Origin of the sequence: Dyadobacter jiangsuensis, assembly GCF_003014695.1 — a bacterium.
GTDB lineage: Bacteria > Bacteroidota > Bacteroidia > Cytophagales > Spirosomataceae > Dyadobacter > Dyadobacter jiangsuensis.
Genome location: NZ_PYAS01000001.1, coordinates 1 through 18,548 on the forward strand (window position 1 = coordinate 1; position 18,548 = coordinate 18,548).

The window sequence follows — 18,548 nt, forward strand, 5'->3', positions numbered from 1 at the left end:
AACTGCTTCTGCAGCTTTTTTCTGCTACCGGCCGCCAGATAATTAGGTGGTCAATTTGCCACGGAATCAGGTGGTCAACTTCTCCGAAATACCCAAGCCGGATACGATTTCGGTTGTCAGCCAAGGCGCATTGAGCGAGGCCGTCGTTACCGGAGGTCAGGCTAACAAGGATTTCAGCGAGCTTGCGATGATGCTGCGACCTGCCATTCAGCAGCTTTCAAACATCTACAAGGCTTATGGCGACGCCAAAAAGGCCTTGCCTGACGATGCCGACAAGAAGGAATTCGAAACCAAATGGCAGAAGCAGATAGAAGCCGCGCGGACGGGCCGGGCCGATGTGTACCGTGAATTTATACGGAAAATGCCGGCCAGCATCGTCAGTATCGGGGCTGTGAAGTCCGCCGGTGGCTTTACGCCGGATGTGAACGAGTTGATAAGCCTGTTTGCGAGTCTGGATAAATCGGTTCAAGACAGTCGCGCGGGCGTGTACTACAAGGAAGAGCTTGCCAAGCTGTCGAGAACGAGCATTGGTGCGGTGGCACCGCAATTCGTTCAGGCAGATACGGCCGGAAGGCCGGTGTCGCTGAATGATTTCCGGGGCAAGTATCTTTTCGTCGACTTTTGGGCGAGTTGGTGCGGGCCATGCCGCGCGGAGCATCCCGGTTTGGTGAAGGTGTTCGATCAATACAAGGACCGTAATTTTACCATTCTCGGGATTTCGCTCGACCAGTCGAAGAACAGAGAGGCGTGGCTCAAAGCGATCAGGGCGGATAAGCTGGCCTGGACGCAGTTGTCGGATCTGAAAGGCTGGTCCAACAATGTATCGACCCTCTACAACGTCGAAGCGATCCCTAAAAACTTCCTCATTAGCCCCGACGGCAAGATACTCGCCACGGACCTGAAACCTGATGCCTTGGAAGCCTATTTAGCCAAGCTGTTTCCGAATCCCCGATAGGTAAATAGTTAGTTACGAATAGGGCAAAACCTCTAAAATCCGCTTTTGCTCTGATAACGGATACTATGTTAAGTGAGAAAACACAGAACAAGTGCTTGACAGCCGATCGGTAAGAGTTCTTTGGATAGTGTCTTTTATTGCAATAGGTTGTTGCTCATGATCACTTTTTTCAAGTGTTCTCCCCAAAATGGCACGTCACCAAAGCTGTCAATACAACCTTGAATAGAGTTTAGTTGTTCTAAAGGTGGTAATATATGATCAATAAAGTCTGTTCTAAGCTCATTTATAAAGGCACCTAAATCTGTTTCCTCGTTTACGGTATAGCCGGTTTTGTTCCTAAATTCATGTATCGACCTATTTGGGAATAGGTAATATCCCTCTCTTAGATAAACTGTTAAGTCATGATATGCTGGCCTTTTCTTGCCTGAATCTTTCATTGTGACTTTCAATGCGATGCCAATGTTGAAACAGAAATCGACGCTGTCCTTATTGTTCCAAGAGAAGTTTTGTAGGTTAATTAGTGTAAAGAAGTCTCCCTTGTCTTGCCACCAGGTCTGTCCGCTAGTCTGGTAGTTAAAGTTCTTCAAAATGGGCTTTAAGAAGGTATTTATAAACTGTATCTGTTTTTCTTTGGCGGTCATAGAGAGCTTTAAGTATTTTAATGTAATATACTTAAAGCCACTGCATACCTTTCTCTATGGACTCGGTTTTTTGCGAGGCTACCTGTAAAATGCTGACGGCCGCGACGCCTGCCTTCGGCTAGACTGTCTTTTGCTAAGTTCGCAAATGCCCTTCTGCTGGACGGCGCAGAAGAAGGAGTCGCCATGGCGACCGGACTGAAAAATGTGAGGGACTTTTTCAAACACAAGAAAAGCGAGCGGTAGGCTATCAGGCCATCTCACTCATATGTTCACCACTACTAACCATCAGATAAATTATATTTACCTTATTCAAACTTGGGCAACATTCAAACTTGGGCAACATGCGGATATATTACTACGTAATACTCTTATTCCTTTTTCTTTTTAATTGTAAATCAGACAATATTGACAAAAATAGTAAGACTGAGTTATTGAAAGACGGTTCAATAAGCTTAGGAAGTAAGCATTGGCAGTATGCTTCACATAAATGGGGAGAATATGGAAAGCCCTCAGAGTCAAAAGATTTTATCGGAAATATTTCGCATGAATACTTTTCATCAGGTCCAACCTCATTGATGATTAGTAGGTTACAGGTTACAGAGAAGGACAGAAATGCCTATTGGTATCAGAATATTGCTAATCCGTCCATACCGAAAGGTTCGAATCTAGTCCTAAGAGTGAAAATAAAAACTGAAAACGTCGAGGGTGATGGCGTGTCAATCTATATGCATGGAATGTTCGACAATGACAAAGCTGAAAATTATTTTTTATCTACAGAGGGAAAGCAAAGAATTGATGGTACGTCTGATTTCAACACTTACGAGTTAAGGTTTGATAACTATCTTGACCAACATAAACCGACAGAAAATTTGCAAATTGGATTACTTGTGTCAGGCGTAACCAAAGGAGTTGTGTATTTTGACGACGTATCATTGTGCGTCGAATAGCACCGACTGTGAATTATTTGTTCGTAGAATTTCTAGATACTTTTGACATCCTTATACTTGTCAGATGGATCCATATTATAGGCAACTCGGTACTCCGTTCTTTGCCTAGGAATTACTTAACATAATGTAATTTATGGGTATTGCCCTGAAGTAGCCTGCTATTAATTTGTAAGTATATGTATTACAGTTTTTGTGAATTAAGTCCAAAGCCGATTTCGTTAAGCGCTAGCCAAGCCGAGCCGGTAGCTTGCAATGCATACATGCCAGGCGGAGAGTGAATAGCTGGCGAGCGCCAAAACGGCCAGGGTGAACAGGGGTGCTTTCATACATAGCTAAGTAATCGGTATAGGCCCGCAATGATGATCATAGCCGTCGAATGTTGCACTGGCCCGGAAATTAACTGGATGGCACATACTTATCCTTTATTGTAACATTTGTATTAGCTCGTTTCCGGGCTGTCAGCCTATTTTCGTGACCCGTTTTTGATCCGCTTTAAAAAAAACATGTCATGGAAAAACTTACAATCACAGCGTCCGATGGCTATCAGCTCAGCGCATTGTACGCCTCACCCGATCAGAAAAGCAGAGGATCCATTGTGATCAGCTCCGCTACCGGTGTCAAGAAAGAATTTTACATCCATTTTGCAGGTTTCCTCGTAGGGCAGGGCTACCATGTGCTGCTGTTCGATTACCGTGGCATCGGCGGTTCGGCACCTGCCGACCTGCGCACGATGGACGCCTACATGCACGAATGGGGCACCAAGGATATGAATGCCGTGGTGGATTACCTGGTGCATGAGAAAGGTTTGAAGGAAATTATCTGGCTGGGGCACAGCGTAGGCGCGCAGCTCGTAGGGTTTGTGGACCATGCCGAGCACATTGCCAAAGTTGTGTCGGTCAATTCCGCGCTGGGTTACTGGCGGTATTTCCCGCTGCCGTGGCGTTGGCTGATCTGGGCGCTATGGTATTTTGTAGGACCGTTGATGGTGAAATTTTACGGCTATGGCGTGATGAACAAAATAGGGTGGGGCGAAAACCTGCCGCGCAATATGCTGCTGGAATGGCGCACCTGGTGCCTCAACCGCTCATACTTCCGCGGGAGCCTGACGCAGCTGCTCGATACCGGTCAGTTTGTGCACTTTACCAGGCCCATTACCGCCGTGTACATGAGCGACGATTTTATTGCCAACGACAAAACCGTCCCGCTCATGATGGGGTTCTTCCCGAATTCACCGCACCAGATACTCAAACTTTCCGTTCGTGAACATACGCGGGGTAAGGTGGGGCACACGGGGATTTTCCGGAAGAAGTACCGCGAAGAACTCTGGCCGGTACTAATGGCCATTATCGAGCAATAACAAGGGTTTTCGGGGGCTATTATACGTCAAATGAAAAAGGACAATGTGCATACAATGCATTGTCCTTTTTCGTGGTGTATAGTGGCCTTTCCTACGTTATGTAATTATTGGTATGTCAAAACTGCAAAAGCCGCTGACATACGTCGCGGCCATGCAATTGAACGTGTTACGATTAGGTAGGTTTATTATGGAATGTTGTTGTATAAATATCGCCCCAATGCGAATGCACGGACATCATAAGGCAGTTCAGAAACGTCCCTGATAATGATTCCGTCGTCAAGAAGGATCTCATAAATCCGCGTTTTCCCGTTTACCTTGAAGGCACCGTAACCCAGCTCAGCCATGCCGCCGATGTCAAAGCCGTTGAATTTGTCGAACGCGAGATCCAGCTGGCCTACTAAATTTAGCTCATTGTATACAGTGTCCAGTTTGAACAAGTTGCGTGACTGGCTGTCGATCCCGTAAAGCGTCGAAGCGGTCTGCCGTGGCAAGTTGGATTGGTTGTTGCTGTATGCCAGGCCGTCCAGTCCCTGCATTCTTCCGTTGTAAATGAATGCATTTTGAGACTGGAAATCCGATATGTCCGGACGGGCATAAAACCGTTGAAAAATGCCTGTTACCACATGCGCGCGCTGGCTGAATGGCTCGATATCAAAGCCGAATGCACCAGTAGCTGCGAGATTTAGCTTTACAGGTAAATCTCTGGCGAAGACCGCTTTGCCAGTTGCAGGATCGAGCCGGTAGATTTTGCTGTCGCTTGCCAAGGCATAAAACGTAGACTGATCGACCGAAAAATCCATTCCGAGAATGCTGTCGCCCGGTGTCAATCCGGTGATGTTTTTGGCCGAAATCAGCTTCGCCGGGTCGCGCTCCACGCGGTCGAGCGGGTTAAATGCAAGCAGCTTACCTGTGCTACTTACTGCATACGCTACTGTCGTTGGGACCGCAATGCCGATAATGTTTCCAGCAGGAGCGTCGCTGATCTTTTGCAGCTTGCCCGAAGCCAAATGCACATAATCGATTTCCCACCGGTCGCCCCGGCGGACAGAAGCGATCCCATATTCAGGGGACCGGCTGGTCCTGGGAGAAATGTCAAAGCCGCCTACCTCAGAGATATCTGCATCCAGTCCTCCCACGGTTTCCACTTGCCCCGCATCAACGCCCATGTAGCGCAAGAGCTGGTCCGCGACGGGGTCAATGCCGTAGAGCGTTGTTTCCAAGGCGCCCGAATAATTGTTTGAATAGGCAATGGCATGAACGTTTGGTGTAGCCCGTCCGCGTACTGGATTTGAACGGTTATCCAGTGACCCGGTGTGCGGGTCCAGGCTCAGATTCTCCCCTTTGTCGGTCACCAGTCGCGGACGGTCGGTTACCGGGTTGAAATCGAAACCGAAGGTATTGGCCGAAAAGTCGGCTTCTACTTCCGTTTTTACATTCACAACCGTGGGTTTCCCATTTGTATTCAAATCCAGATTGACGGCATAGAATGTGCCTGATCGGCCCAAAGCGTAGAGCTGCCCGGTAGCGGGTCGAAAGTCGATTGCGATAATTTTTTCGTCGGAATCCCTGGTTACCACACGCAATATCCGCGAGGAGGCGAGCGGACGAGCCACGTCAATTTCGTAGATTAGGTTATCGTCAGTGAGCGCGTAAAAAATCCTTTCGTCGAGGGAACGGGGAAACTGGCCGGGATCGACCGGACCTTCGTGATCCTGGCAGGAGTTTATCAGGATGGCGACCAAGAAAGCGGCCGCGATGCGAATGCAGTGCATGGATATACGCATGGCTTGAATGTGCTCTTGGATTTAAATTTCAGTGATTGTATTTAAATATGCTCCCAACGTAAGGCCAACGATTTTGTAGGGGATGGTGGTAACGGGATCGCCGACGCCGGTTTCAAGGCTCATGCGCCACAGGGTGGTTTTGCCCTGGTCGGTCAGTAATGCAAAACCGAATTCGTCGGGTGTACCGCCTATGTCGAAGCCGTTGTATTTATCAAAACCGGTGGAAAGGTCGGCGACTTCTTTACATTCCTTTCGGCCGAACCGCTCATACAACTTCTTCGTTTCGCCGTCGATCGCGAATAGTTTGGCAGAGCCTTCGGGAGCGCCTACCTGGCTGTTGCCGAAGGCGATGCCGCTCGGCCCGAAAGGTTGGTCGCCGGCGGTCAGCGCCCCGAATTCGGATACCTGACCGGTATTGATATCTACCTTGAATGCATGTTTAGTGGTGTTGGCGACCAAGAGCTTGTTGTCTACCGGGTCAAAATCGAGTGCGAACGCGGGATCGTTGGTGAGTTCCAGCGGCATCGACAATGTAGACTTCTCAGTTGCCGCGCCGGTCACTTGATTGATGCGGTAAATTTTGCTATTGCTTGCCAATGCATACAGTTTAGGTGTTACTTCAACGGAAAAATCCAGGCCGAGCAGTTTCACGTTTGCGGGCAAGCCGGTTATGGTTTTATCTACGATCAAACCGGGCGCTTTGTCTGCTCCGTAGGTTGGATTGAAGGCAATCAGATGGTTGTCTGCCGTGAGTGCATAAGCTACCGGTGTTGGTACCGCAATGCCGATAAACTTGTCTCCGTCCGGCAAGTTGCCCAGTTTGCGTAATTTACCATTGCCAAGGTCGAGCACATCCAGTTCCCACCGCCCGTCTACCTGCACTGCGGCAAAGCCATACTCTTTGTATTTGCTGGTACGTGGCGAAATATCGAAACCGCCTGCGGAAGTGATGTCTTTTCCCAGGTCGAGCGAGGTCTCGACGGTGTTAACCTGCTCGCTATTGAAGCGCACCAGTTTGTCATGGGTAGGGTCCAGACCGTAAAGTGCTGCGCTTTTAGCCCCGGAATAATTGCTCCCGAAAGCGATTTCTTCCACGTACGACAACTGGTCACCCGCCGGTCGTGCGCTGCCTTCGACAATTTTGAAAGTCTCGGATTCGTACCTAAAAACTGCGCCGAACGCAATTAAACGGATTTCATCTGTAACGGGGTCGAAATCAAACGGTAAATAAGGAAGTGCCGCCGGCTTTTCGGCTGGTTGTTGCGCGGGGTTTACCGGGTTCGGGCGGCTGATCCGGTTTGTATTTACGTTTACTGCGTAAAGCGTCCCGTAGTCTGTTAATGCATTAAGCTGCCCGGTAGCAGGCCGGAAGTCGATGGAGATGACTTTTTCCTTTGGGTATTGGGTTTCAATTTTAATGACCTGCCTTGGCTGTGAGGGGTTGCTGGCATCGAGCTCGTAGAGCAGGTTATTTTCTGCTAGTGCAAAAATTATCCCTTCCGGCGGGCCCGGTACTTCTACCGGGTCACCACCAGAGGGCGCGTGGTCTTCACATGAATAAATCGGTAGGGCCAGTGCAGCTAGCCCGAGCAACAGCTTGTTAAAAATTTTCATGGTTAATTGGATTGTGTGAACTACCCAGCCCTTAGTGGACTGCGGATTGCGGCACAAAACTATTTCCATGAGCTTGGGCTGGATACCAATAATGTTGCAATCAAGAATAGATTAGTTGCTTAATGTCACGAATTGGCGTATTCACGCGGTGAAACGCCGAATTTTACTCGAAATTTTTTGGCGAAGTACGACTGTTCTCTGAAACCGACGGAGTAGCTGATCTGGGTGAGCGTATCGGCTCGTGAACGGATCAGTACCGCGGCACGTTGAAGGCGAATGTCATTGATCAGATCAACAGGCGTGGTATCCAGCAGCGCTTTCACCTTGCGGAACAATTGGGTTCTGCTCAGGCACATTTCAGCTGCCAGTTGTTCTACCCCGAATACCGGATCAGCCAGGCGCTCGCTAATGGTTTGCCGCAGGCGTGCCAAGAACTTGTCGTCTATGGATGGAATCGTGTCTGCGGGAGGCGGCGTGACAAGTTCTGTCTGAAATTTTTGGGCCAGGCGCTTACGTTGGCTTATCATATTCAACACGCGCACCCGCAGTTCATCAGTGGAAAATGGTTTTGAAAGGTAGTCGTCCGCGCCTGTAAGAAGCCCTTTCATGCGCGACTCACCGTCTGACCGGGCCGTCAATAGCAGCACCGGAATATGGCATGTCACCTCCTGCTGCCGAATGCACTCGGTTAACTGTATACCGTCTATTCCTGGCATCATCACATCTGAAATAATCACGTCCGGTACTCGTTCAGTTGCGATTTGTAAGCCTGTCTCGCCATTTTCAGCAGTGAGCACTTTGTATCGGTTTGCAAACGCACGAGCGATGAACTGGCGCAGTTCCCGGTTATCTTCTACGACCAGAATCGTAGCGTCTGTTGCGATGGGGCCTATTATTTCATCCGGTAGAATGGCTTCGTCGTGCATTTGGCCAGCCGCTAAAAAATGAGGTACCGGCTCGGAAGCAAAACGTGCAAATGTCAGTTTACTGACTTCCAAGGGTAATTGAACCGTGAGCGTGGTACCTTCATGCTCGCGGCTTTGCACGTTGATAACTCCCCGGTACAGCTTCACGATTTCATTGACAAGCGCCAGGCCAAGCCCCGTGCCGGGCTGCCCGTCGCTGGTAATGTGCTGTGATTGAAAGAATGGCGAGAAGACATGTGGCAGGTCTTTTTCCGGGATACCGGACCCGGTATCGCTCACCACCACTTCAAGATCCCCTTGTTCAGCCATGACCTGGACCGATAGCCGCACCGAATCCCCTGATGAGGTAAATTTGAATGCATTTCCCAGCAGATTGGTTAATATTTTTTCAAGCTTGTCCTGATCAAATGCGAACATTCCCTCCGGCACATTGATGGTTGTTTGAAAGTCGATTTTCCTGGCTTCGGCCAGCGATTCGAAGGAGGCAACAAATACCCGTAACCATTGCCCAAGCTCTCCCATGGACACTACGATCTCCATTTTGCCCGCCTCAAATTTGGAGAGGTCAAGTAGTTGATTTACAAGTTCGAGTAATCTGTTCGCATTTCGTTTGATTAAATTCAGGTTGATCTGCCCGGAGGCCCCTACTTCTTGGGTAAGTTCTTCCAATGGCGCAGCTATCAGCGAAAGCGGTGTGCGAAACTCGTGAGAGATATTGGCGAAGAATCGAGATTTCATCAGGTCCATCTCTTCCATTTCAGCAATCAAGGTCTTTTGAATCGTCATCACCTGGCGCGCTTTCTTGTTTCGCGACTGTTGCAGCAGATATATGGCTGTTGCGGCTAATAGCAGGAATGACGAGCCGATTATCCAGAAGTTTTTCGAGGCAGTCTCAAACCGCTTTTCCTGTTTTAATAACTGAATCTGTTGCTCGCGCTTTTCGGATTGATATTTCTCTTCCAGCCGGGCCATTTCTTTCGTCCGCTCATCGTTCATGAGGTAGTTTCGCACCGCATAATATTTTTGGATATACTCGCTGGCTTTTTTATAGTTGTATTGGCGGAGGCTAAGATCCACTAACTTCATGTAGGTCCGCTGCGAGGTAATGCGGATGCCCATCTGGTCAGACATTTTCAATGATTGCAGCAGCAGCGTCTCGCTTTCGGCAAGCTTACCCTGCAGCATGTATACCTTTCCCAGATTAGCCAGTGCATTCGTCTCGCCGTTCTTGTTTCCACTTATGCGTGCACTTTCCAACGCCTGCGTAAAATACCGGCTGGCATTGGCCAGGTCGGGCGGATCACCACTCATATACACTTCCCCTATGTTAGAAAGGATCAGCGCCATATAAAACGACATTCCTACCTCCTGCGCTATTTTCAAGCTTTCGAGATAGTATTTCAGCGCACCGGGTCGATCTTTCTGCCGGATACGCATTCCACCTTCGCCGTTCAATGTTTTAGCGAGTAGTACCTGGTTGCCGGTTTCACGCGCGCGCATTTCTGCCTTACGATAAAAGTTGCCTGCTTTTGTAAAATCCTCCTGATCCAGGTAAGTGAGGCCCATTACCCGGTAGCTTTCGCCCGTGAGTTCACGAAAGCCATTCCGCTCGGCGATAGACTCAGCCCGTAGTGCGCACGCAATGGCGAGCTCCGCTTCGTTGGCCAGGCTGTGAATAAGCGCCAATTGGTTATGCGCACGTGCCTCACCGTAGGCATATCCGCGTTTGGCGGCCAGCATAATAGCATCTCGCGCATAGGCAGATGACTCGGTTTGATTCACACCGAAGTAGTAATGACTCAGTTTTAGGTAGATGTTCACACGTACCGAATCCTGTCCGCGATGCCTGGAAAGCACCCTTAGCAGGCTGTCGGGCCGTTGATTTTGGGCGTAAGAAGGTGATGTATTTAACAATCCTGCAATTACCAGCATGATTGCGATATGGTTCTTCACTAAATAGTCTGCCTGTAATGCATGACGAACGAGCCTGTCGATGTTAAGGCGATGGAAAGTTGAGCGATATACGTTCATTGAAACCGTATGTGGTACTGGGGCAGGTTGCCTACTGCTCAAAGTACATCAAATACGAGCTTTTACTTTCTTAATGTATTGATATACAACATTTGTTTCCTTTGATGCAACATTTGTTGCATTACCCGCACTTATGAGATGGCTTGTTATTGTGAACGAAGTACAGTACACAATTGACAGCTTTTAGAGGTCTCTTCCGATTATACACTTTATTAAGCCTTTCATACTTTTTATTGATCTCGTGGCTATCCAGAAGGCTAGTTTCAGCCATGTTTTTAACCCCTGTTATCACAAATGAATGGCTTAGATGTCTTGATTTTAATTTTACTGGTAATCGCTACCGCTTATTCAACACACCGTTCAGATCGGGCGAATAAGATACTTGCAATATCAATACTGTTCCCACTCTAATTGCGCCTTCCGGCGATTATGCCGTTGGAACCCAAATTTTTCGCTGGGTAGATTCAACCAGAGCTGAACAAATAACCAAAGACACTTCTGACCTAAGAAATGTTATAGTTCAGGCCTGGTATCCGGCCGGGGGGAAGACAGGCGGTACGCATGCACCTTACCTGGATGGCTTACATAGGCTACCACCAAATGTGAGTGTCCTACCAAGCTTCTTAATGGATCACTACGATCAAATTAATACCTATGGCATATTGAATGCAACAGTGGCTAAGGCGAGCAAAGGATGGCCTGTCATTCTTTTTCTACCAGGCTATGGAGCAGCACGAGCCTTCTATACCAGCTTTGCCGCCGTTCCGCCTAAGGTTTGCTTAGCAACCAACCATAGCTTAAATCTATTAAGTGCCTGATTGATAGAGCAAATTTTTGATTCTTAGTCTGGCCAGTAACGCTAAACGCGATTATTGTCCAAAATATGTTGATCAATTGATTGAACATTGAGCCATAAGGAAAGAGATGCCAAAATCTTCTCGAGCTGATAACATAAAATAGTTGAGAGCTCTCCCAAATGTAATGAACATTCTTACGCCAAGTTTGTCAGATCAAATGCAACCCTGTTATGGCGGGACCAGTAGGTACCTACTAGGTTGGTTGTGGAAGTACGAAGGTTCAAAACAAATGTAGCCGCCGTTACACAGGTCTTTGAGAACCCTGGAATATGTCGAGCTGCTGTTAATTTTTGCTCCTTTCATCAGCGACCGGCTATAAATTGCTAGGTGGCCGGGGTTTCCAGAGGAAATCGTTTCCTTCCATATCGTCAGGTAAAGCGCAATGTGAGACGGGCCGATTTTCGGGTCTTTTTGTATCCGCGTAAAGAAAGCGGTTAGGCATTCGAGAGCGGAGCTTTGGGAATCAGAATGGATCATACCTTCAAGCTGCGTTTCTTGCTGTTACCTTTACTTTTCTCTTCCTCACCTGGCGATTACTTATTGGCTTGCTGATTGTTCTTTTTCTCAGATAGCCCTACACTTTTGTGCATCTCGTCAGCGCGTGACTTGAAGAATTCGGAGCCAATGACCACCTCAATTCGGGATTCAAGGACAGTCTATTTCGGGAGAAAGTAATAAGGATAAATGGATGATTAATAGATTCTTCACCTGCGTAAGTAGTAATCTATCGATGGTCAATCTGATACGGAATGATGGTCATCGACACCGAATTCTCCAGCCAAACAAGTGATCCACGGCCTTACACTAAATACTCGTATTATTTCTTTGCGTTCATTGTGAATTACGCCGCGATTCCCCGTCCAATACCCTCGGCGGAGATACCAGATCATTTGTCCGTAAGGGGCTCCGCGATTTTGAAGCATAAAGCCGTCAGTTTTGTATGTTTATACAGGAGCTTCGCTGAATCATCATGACGTAATATACCGTGAATGCACAAAGGTCTCAGTCACTCTGACTTCTGGGAGGGAGTTTCGTGAGCGGAACATATGCAATTTTAACATTCGGGAAAGCTATCACTGACAACATAACTTTCTGTAAATTTGAATCTTTTTTAGACTAAAATCTCCGGTCGGCCCGGGCAATAAGCTGCATATTTTGAACACAGGCTCAACGGAAAAGCATTCTGTCATTCATTATTTTAACGGAACACCCGGGGACTTTCCGCTTCCTGAAAAGTTTACTTTTCCGTTTCACTATCAGCCGCACGCGATCAGCCTCCTGGCGGTTGAAAAGCTGCAATCGCATTTGGAAGTACAACAAAACTGGGTCCATAATTTTGGTCTGTCGGCGAGTGACGAAGCCGTTATCGGCAAGATGTTCGGTGTACTGGTGGTACTGACCCGGGACGACAGGATTGGTTACCTGGCTGCTTTTTCGGGTAAACTGGCAGGTCGCAATCACCACGATGGGTTTGTGCCGCCGATCTTCGACGGATTGGCAGACGGTGCGTTTCTCAACGCAGGAATGCATGAACTTTCCAATATCAACGAGCAGATCAGGACATTGCAAACGCGAAAGCCTGAAGGTTTCGAAGAGGAAATACAATCATTGAAAACAGCGCGAAAAATTCATTCAAACCGCCTTCAAAACGAGATTTACGACCAATACCACTTCTTAAACCAGGCTGGGGAAGAGAAAAGCCTGCGCGCCATCTTCGAAGGGGCCTCATACAAAAACCCTCCTGCGGGTGCCGGCGAGTGCGCCGCACCCAAAATGCTGCAATATGCCTTTCGGCACCGCATGAAACCCGTTGCGATGGCTGAGTTCTGGTGGGGCCAGTCCCCAAAATCCGATTTCTGGCAACACCGGCATTTTTATCCGGCCTGTCGTGAAAAATGTGAACCTATACTTACGCATATGCTTGCCGGAATGGAGCTGGAAGACGCGCCCTGACCAAAGACTCGCGCCATTATACGCAACGCAGGGAAATGCGTCGGTTCGCTAGATAGAAGGTTTAGGGCGGTTTGACTTGCAGGAGGGCGACACAAGCACTTACGAATGTCAAGTTTCTTGCCTGGTGATTATCTGACAACCGTTGCTTCCAGCTCTACATTGAGCGTTTCGTTCAGGGCAACGACCTGCAAAAGGGTTACCGGCTGCTTCATGCCATGCCTTGCCACGAAATCCTGGAATATATCAAAGCACTTGTTGATGAACTCATCAGAGGAAGTTGAATAAATAGTTAGCCGGACGATATTACCGCACTCGTAACCTGCCTGACTGATGACGGTTTCAAGGTTCTGAATCGCGATGCCAAGCTGGGTGCGCATATCGGCATCGCTGGACGTACCATCCGGGTGAACGGCCGCCTGCCCGGCAACATATAATGTGCCCGCGACATCTTTTACTTCCACTGCCTGCACGTAGCTGAGCTGGTCCTGCCATGTCCATGGGTTGATGATTCTCTTTTCCATTTTCTTTTGAGTTGATTTTCAATACAAAGCTAGGTAAGTTACTGAAAACCAACCCGTGCGCTTTCTCACGTCTTTGGTGTGAGGTAGATCACACTATTCGCTCAGCCTGCTGAGTGTCTCCCTGGAAACACCCAGGTAGGCAGCGAGTTGTGTTTTGGGCAGGCGCTGTGCCAGGGACGGATGCTGTGCCAACAGCTGCTCATAACGCTGCTGGGCGTTGGAAGTCATCATGGAAAGGATACGGCGCTGGGCGGACAAAAAGCCGGCCATTACTTTTTCCAGAAAGAAGTGCTCGATTTTGGGCAGGCCCGCCCGGAGTGCGGTGAAATCATCGAGTGACAAGCAAAGAGCCTGGGTATCTTCCAGGCAGACCATCGAAAATGAGGCCCTGGTTTTGGTGTAGTAGGCCTGAAAATCATTGTCCCACCAGTCCTGCATGGCGAATGCAAGAATATACTCTTTATCCGTGTCGGGATCTGTATACACCAGTTTTGTCAGGCCGAATAGCAGGAAATAGTTATAAGGCACCAGCTCGCCTTGCTGGACCATAAACTGGTGCTTTTTGAATTTTTTGAAACTGAAATGCTTTTCAACAAACGCGAATTCCTCGTCTGTAAGGGGCATGATCTTCTCGATATGTTCCCGCAGCGTGCTGTACATAGGTGTCTGGGATTTTGGCTGAATCTGTAAGTTATACGCCGATGATCTTCTTGCGGTGCTCCATACCCCAATCGGTCAGATTGTTGATGATGGTTTTTAGTGTAAGGCCGTGCTCGGTCAGCTCGTACTCCACTGTTACGGGGTGCGTGTCGAGTACCGTTCGCTTCACCAGTTGATTGATTTCCAGTTCCTTCAATTCCTTGCTGAGCATCCTGTTGGAAATGCCGTCGACATCATTGAGAATGTCCGAAAACCTCCTTTTGTTGTAATAGCAAATAGAGGAAATAATCGAAATCTTCCATTTGCCGCTGAGCACGTCCATCGAATCCTGGACGGCCATCATTTTCTTTTTGTGTTTATCGATCTGGTGGGGCTCGCACTGCATATGTTACCTTGTTACCTGGATGTTACTGTTACTTTTCAGTACGAAGTTACGAAAAGTAACAGATCCGTCCTAGCTTTGTATTCCAAACTAAAATGGATTAACAAAGTGAACAAATTAGCAAATAAAGTAGCCGTTGTTACCGGCGGCAATAGTGGTATCGGGTTTGGTATCGCCCAGGCTTTTAAAAATGAAGGCGCGAAAGGCGCTATTACAGGCCGAAACCAGGTTACATTGAATCATTCTGTTCAATCATTGGGGGAGGGGTTTATAAGTATCCAGGGTGATGTCACCAATCAGGATGATCTGGAAAGGATATTTCAACAAACCGCCGAAGCATTCGGGAAAATAGACGTGCTGGTAGTAAATGCAGGCGGCGTGGTGGACGGTATTCCGATGGGCTCCATTAGCGATGTGACCGAGCAGGCTTACGATCGCTACATGGACTTGAACCTGAAAAGCGCCTATTTCACCGTGCAAAAGTCGCTTCCATATCTGAACGACGGCGCATCGGTCATCCTGATTGGGTCTAGCGCCGCCCACCGGGCTGCGCCTGGCATGGCAATTTACAGCGCGGCCAAAGCGGCGGTCATTTCGCTTGCCAAGGGTCTTTCGCTGGATTTGCTGGCCAGAAACATCCGCGTTAACACGCTCTCACCCGGTTCGATCGATACGCCTGTTTTTGGAAAGCTGGTGCCCGAAGAGCATTTGGCGCAGGTAAAGCAAACCTGGATCGACATGATCCCGGTGGGTAAGCAGGGGCTTCCGTCTGATATCGGAAAGGCCGCCGTGTTCCTGGCCTCCGATGATTCGGCCTTTATTGTCGGAACAGAAATCCTCTCGGATGGCGGGATGACCAATATTAGCCTGATGAAGTGATTTTTGATCGGCAGCTGTATACGGAGCAGTGATATTAAATGGCCCGGGGTTTAATGGTAACCCGGGCCATTTAAATTAAAGAGCCTTATGCTTATCTCCCCAGATTTCCAGTTGTTTAATAATCGGTTTGAGATCATAGCCAATTGGGGTCAGCTCATACTCCACACGAGGGGGGATTTCTGCGTACACCGTCCATCAGTTGTACGAAGCTTATCCCGACCATAAACTGGACGTTGCGGCAGAGCAGAAACTGATCGAAGTTCACGACAAAATTGTATTCCAGTTCCCATTTTACTGGTTCAGTTGCCCGCCACTTTTCAAACAATGGCTGGATGAAGTGATGACTTACGGCTGGGCGTACGGCAGCCGGAGCGGGTACAGGATGGCGGGTAAGAAAATTGCGCTGGCCATTTCTTTGGGGATCGATGAGGACGAGTACCTGCCCTCGGCAAAGTATAAGTATACGTTGGAAGAACTGACAAGGCCTTTTGAGCTCAGTTTCCAGTACGTCAGAGCCGACTACCGGCCATTTTTTGCGTATTACGGGATTGAGCGCAATTCTTCGGACGAATGGATACAGTAAAGTATTCCAAAGTATCTTGACTTTCTGGATTCATTGTAAAACGTAATAAACTTCGGGCGCTCTATGCCTCGGGCGGAAACCAGTTACGGAGCCAGGGCGGGACCTATGACTATGAAGGGCAGAAGCAAATCGCGCACCCGCGTGACGGTTTCATATGGGATCACGCCATGCGGGCCGGTGTGAACTACCGGAGTTACAAAGATATCGACCGTTTTACGGTTGGCTTGATGTTTCAGCTTACTTTTGGACATGAATGAAACGATCACGATTCCTGGTGACTACCTGGGAGAGGTTCAAGAGTTTGCTTTGAAGATTGTGGCGCTCGGCCACACTTACCAATTACATATGCTGGTTGAAGGGAAAACTTAGATTACCTCTCTATTTGGAAACCGGGCCCCTTTTTCAAATCCATTTATTAGAACCGTTATGTTTTTTGACTCAGAAAATCATGTTGTAAAGCTATGTGCTAAGGGAATCGAACTTGAGGGTGAACCCGAGAAAGCGAGTTATTACTACCGAAAGGCGTGGGATGCTGCAGTGAATAATGAAGAGCGATTCATCGCTGCCCATTACGTGGCCCGGATCCAGGACACAATTTTCGAAAAGGTTAAGTGGGATCAAATTGCTTTGAATGAGGCGTTGACTATTGACAAAGAGTATGTTAAAGCAGCATTTCCGTCGCTGTATTTGAACCTGGGAAAGTGCTATGAAGACATGGCAGACTTCAAAATGGCCATGGAATACTATGAGCAAGGCTTAACGTTCAGCAATTACCTAAATGATGACGGATACAGCAAGATGATAAAAGCCGGGCTTGAAGCTGGTGTGCAACGAGCAAGATCTAAGATGGAAGTTGGACGAAATCAATAGGGCGCTTGACGATAAAAACCGGGTTACCTCAAAACATTCGAACATTGAAAGTGAAATAAAGCCAGACGAATACATCTTTGTCAAAACCGGCTATGACTGGGTGCGTATTGACCTCCATTTGTTGCTTTACATTGAGGACCGGGAACATTATTTGTATCTAGGAAGTGCAAATCTTAAAATATACTGTAAAAGGTCGACCAGGGTAGCTGAAACTCCTGTCCGCATGAAAATGACAAAATTTAATAGATATAAATTGCCAAAAAGTGGAATTATAAAATTCTTTTCTACCTTTACGGGCACGTGCCCGTAATTTGCCCGGCAGCGCAAAATTCAATCCAACACAAACCCTTTTACCTTGGAAAACTTCAAAGAAAAATTTATGAAATGGCTCAGAACGCTGGGGCCGGGGATGATCACCGCGGCGCTCGTGTTCGGGCCCAGCAAGCTCACTATTACTTCCAAACTCGGCGCGGTGTACGGCTACTCGCTATTGTGGATTGTAGTTGTTGCGATTTTCTTCATGGGCGTATTCACGGCCATGTCTACACGCATCGGCGTGGCTACGAACCAGTCGTTGCTGGCTTCCGTGAAGCAGAAATGGGGCAAGCCGGCATCGGTCGCGATGGGTATCGGGGTATTCCTGGTTACGACCTCATTCCAGGCGGGCAATTCGGTGGGCGTGGGCATTGCGGTAGGGGAGTTGTTCCATACTTCGCCGGTGCCCTGGATTATCGGGCTCAATGCGTTCGGGATCAGTCTGTTGTTTTTTCGGAGCTTTTATAAAGTGCTGGAAAGTGTGATGGTCATCCTGATTTTTGTGAAACTGTTCTCGTTCGCGACCACATTCTTCTGGGCCAATCCCGATCCGGTAGAAATAGCGAAAGGCTTCACCACACCCACGATTCCCGAAGGTTCGACGGGCCTGATCATTGCCTTTATCGCCTCCTGCTTTTCGATCGTCGGCGCGTCGTACCAGTCCTACCTTATTCAGGAGCGTATCCGAATCAACCCCGAATTGCGCGGCACGAAGAACGACAGCACCACGGGCATTATCCTGCTCGGCGGCATGTGCAGCATTGTGATCATCTGTGCGGCGGCGGTGCTGCATCCGAAAGGCATTGCCGTGAACTCGGCAACCGATATGGCCAAGGCGCTGGAACCGATTTTCGGCAGCAATGCATCCACTTTATTTCTGATCGGACTCTTCGGTGCGGCATTCTCGTCGCTGATCGGCAATGCGTCGGTAGGCGGCACTTTGCTGGGCGATGCGCTGGGTCTTGGAAGTAATTTTAGTTCAAAATCAGTGCGTTACCTGGTGGCGCTGGTGATGGTGATCGGCGCGACGATCGCGATCCGGTTTGGCAAGTTGCCGCTCGAACTGATCGTCTTCGCACAGAGCGTCACGATTTTTGTGGTTCCATTTATCGGGACCGCATTGTATATGGTGGGCAACGACCGCAAGATCATGGGTGATAAGGTCAACAGCCCGCTTGTGAAAGTGGTGGCGGGGATCGGGCTGATCATCGTGTTCAGCCTGGCTATCATTAACAGTAAAGAATTATTTTTCAACAATCCGCTTTTTAAATAG

The 18,548-nt window shown here is 48.4% G+C and carries 16 protein-coding genes; 8 read left to right on the plus strand and 8 right to left on the minus strand.

Annotation, left to right across the window (positions count from 1 at the left end; translation table 11 throughout):
• Nucleotides 1–55: 55 nt before the first annotated feature.
• The gene (locus CLV60_RS00005; protein WP_106593347.1) at nucleotides 56–955 is read left to right on the plus strand and encodes a TlpA family protein disulfide reductase; all 900 of its coding nucleotides are present in this window, start codon (nucleotides 56–58) and stop codon (nucleotides 953–955) included.
• 134 nt (nucleotides 956–1,089) lie between these two features.
• Here the strand turns inward: CLV60_RS00005 and CLV60_RS00010 are convergent, their stop codons facing one another.
• Complete coding sequence (locus CLV60_RS00010; protein WP_106593348.1) at nucleotides 1,090–1,596, minus strand: DUF4304 domain-containing protein; 507 nt, start codon at nucleotides 1,594–1,596, stop codon at nucleotides 1,090–1,092.
• Nucleotides 1,597–2,027: 431 nt separating this feature from the next.
• On the opposite strand from CLV60_RS00010, the gene CLV60_RS00015 reads away from it, so the two are divergent.
• Entirely contained in the window at nucleotides 2,028–2,543 is a 516-nt protein-coding gene (locus CLV60_RS00015; RefSeq protein ID WP_146151492.1) for a hypothetical protein, read from the plus strand.
• 508 nt (nucleotides 2,544–3,051) lie between these two features.
• On the plus strand, nucleotides 3,052–3,900 hold the full coding sequence (locus CLV60_RS00020) for an alpha/beta hydrolase family protein (RefSeq protein ID WP_106593350.1): 849 nt from the start codon (nucleotides 3,052–3,054) through the stop codon (nucleotides 3,898–3,900).
• 185 nt (nucleotides 3,901–4,085) lie between these two features.
• On the opposite strand, the gene CLV60_RS00025 is transcribed toward CLV60_RS00020, so the two are convergent.
• From CLV60_RS00025 to CLV60_RS00035, 3 genes are all read right to left on the minus strand, one after another.
• Nucleotides 4,086–5,672 carry a DUF4394 domain-containing protein gene (locus tag CLV60_RS00025; protein ID WP_170118664.1) on the minus strand — a complete coding sequence of 529 codons (1,587 nt, stop codon included), beginning with the start codon at nucleotides 5,670–5,672 and terminating at the stop codon, nucleotides 4,086–4,088.
• A 33-nt stretch (nucleotides 5,673–5,705) separates the two neighbouring features.
• Nucleotides 5,706–7,298: a DUF4394 domain-containing protein gene (locus CLV60_RS00030; protein ID WP_170118665.1), complete on the minus strand. Its 1,593-nt coding sequence runs from the start codon at nucleotides 7,296–7,298 to the stop codon at nucleotides 5,706–5,708.
• A 125-nt stretch (nucleotides 7,299–7,423) separates the two neighbouring features.
• The gene (locus tag CLV60_RS00035) at nucleotides 7,424–10,255 is read right to left on the minus strand and encodes a hybrid sensor histidine kinase/response regulator transcription factor (protein WP_106593353.1); all 2,832 of its coding nucleotides are present in this window, start codon (nucleotides 10,253–10,255) and stop codon (nucleotides 7,424–7,426) included.
• 2,012 nt (nucleotides 10,256–12,267) lie between these two features.
• Between CLV60_RS00035 and CLV60_RS00040 the strand changes: the two genes are divergently transcribed.
• On the plus strand, nucleotides 12,268–13,065 hold the full coding sequence (locus CLV60_RS00040) for a pseudouridylate synthase (RefSeq protein WP_229210748.1): 798 nt from the start codon (nucleotides 12,268–12,270) through the stop codon (nucleotides 13,063–13,065).
• Between the two features lie 128 nt (nucleotides 13,066–13,193).
• Here CLV60_RS00040 and CLV60_RS00045 read toward each other — a convergent pair whose 3' ends face one another.
• From CLV60_RS00045 to CLV60_RS00055, 3 genes are all read right to left on the minus strand, one after another.
• The gene (locus tag CLV60_RS00045) at nucleotides 13,194–13,586 is read right to left on the minus strand and encodes a RidA family protein (protein WP_106593354.1); all 393 of its coding nucleotides are present in this window, start codon (nucleotides 13,584–13,586) and stop codon (nucleotides 13,194–13,196) included.
• Nucleotides 13,587–13,679: 93 nt separating this feature from the next.
• On the minus strand, nucleotides 13,680–14,246 hold the full coding sequence (locus CLV60_RS00050) for a Crp/Fnr family transcriptional regulator (RefSeq protein WP_106593355.1): 567 nt from the start codon (nucleotides 14,244–14,246) through the stop codon (nucleotides 13,680–13,682).
• 31 nt (nucleotides 14,247–14,277) lie between these two features.
• On the minus strand, nucleotides 14,278–14,631 hold the full coding sequence (locus CLV60_RS00055; protein ID WP_106593356.1) for a winged helix-turn-helix transcriptional regulator: 354 nt from the start codon (nucleotides 14,629–14,631) through the stop codon (nucleotides 14,278–14,280).
• Between the two features lie 105 nt (nucleotides 14,632–14,736).
• Between CLV60_RS00055 and CLV60_RS00060 the strand changes: the two genes are divergently transcribed.
• Nucleotides 14,737–15,507, plus strand: coding sequence for an SDR family oxidoreductase (locus CLV60_RS00060; RefSeq protein WP_211302162.1), 771 nt, complete (start codon nucleotides 14,737–14,739; stop codon nucleotides 15,505–15,507).
• Nucleotides 15,508–15,582: 75 nt separating this feature from the next.
• Here CLV60_RS00060 and CLV60_RS34945 read toward each other — a convergent pair whose 3' ends face one another.
• Nucleotides 15,583–15,696 (minus strand): winged helix-turn-helix transcriptional regulator, encoded by a 114-nt coding sequence (locus tag CLV60_RS34945; protein WP_374755638.1) that lies wholly within the window; start codon nucleotides 15,694–15,696, stop codon nucleotides 15,583–15,585.
• 10 nt (nucleotides 15,697–15,706) lie between these two features.
• Here CLV60_RS34945 and CLV60_RS00070 point away from each other — a divergent pair, with 10 nt between their 5' ends.
• From CLV60_RS00070 to CLV60_RS00090, 3 genes are all read left to right on the plus strand, one after another.
• Nucleotides 15,707–16,090, plus strand: a complete 384-nt coding sequence (locus CLV60_RS00070; RefSeq protein ID WP_229210749.1) for an NAD(P)H-dependent oxidoreductase — start codon at nucleotides 15,707–15,709, stop codon at nucleotides 16,088–16,090.
• Nucleotides 16,091–16,516: 426 nt separating this feature from the next.
• Complete coding sequence (locus CLV60_RS00080; RefSeq protein WP_106593360.1) at nucleotides 16,517–16,960, plus strand: tetratricopeptide repeat protein; 444 nt, start codon at nucleotides 16,517–16,519, stop codon at nucleotides 16,958–16,960.
• Nucleotides 16,961–17,339: 379 nt separating this feature from the next.
• Nucleotides 17,340–18,548: an Nramp family divalent metal transporter gene (locus CLV60_RS00090; RefSeq protein ID WP_106593897.1), complete on the plus strand. Its 1,209-nt coding sequence runs from the start codon at nucleotides 17,340–17,342 to the stop codon at nucleotides 18,546–18,548.

Coding starts and splice junctions, on each gene's coding strand:
- CLV60_RS00010 (WP_106593348.1), bottom strand. CDS start 1,596: ATGACCGCCAAAGAAAAACAGATACAGTTTATAAATACCTTCTTAAAG.
- CLV60_RS00020 (WP_106593350.1), top strand. CDS start 3,052: ATGGAAAAACTTACAATCACAGCGTCCGATGGCTATCAGCTCAGCGCA.
- CLV60_RS00025 (WP_170118664.1), bottom strand. CDS start 5,672: ATGCACTGCATTCGCATCGCGGCCGCTTTCTTGGTCGCCATCCTGATA.
- CLV60_RS00030 (WP_170118665.1), bottom strand. CDS start 7,298: ATGAAAATTTTTAACAAGCTGTTGCTCGGGCTAGCTGCACTGGCCCTA.
- CLV60_RS00035 (WP_106593353.1), bottom strand. CDS start 10,255: ATGAACGTATATCGCTCAACTTTCCATCGCCTTAACATCGACAGGCTC.
- CLV60_RS00045 (WP_106593354.1), bottom strand. CDS start 13,586: ATGGAAAAGAGAATCATCAACCCATGGACATGGCAGGACCAGCTCAGC.
- CLV60_RS00050 (WP_106593355.1), bottom strand. CDS start 14,246: ATGTACAGCACGCTGCGGGAACATATCGAGAAGATCATGCCCCTTACA.
- CLV60_RS00055 (WP_106593356.1), bottom strand. CDS start 14,631: ATGCAGTGCGAGCCCCACCAGATCGATAAACACAAAAAGAAAATGATG.
- CLV60_RS00080 (WP_106593360.1), top strand. CDS start 16,517: ATGTTTTTTGACTCAGAAAATCATGTTGTAAAGCTATGTGCTAAGGGA.
- CLV60_RS00090 (WP_106593897.1), top strand. CDS start 17,340: ATGAAATGGCTCAGAACGCTGGGGCCGGGGATGATCACCGCGGCGCTC.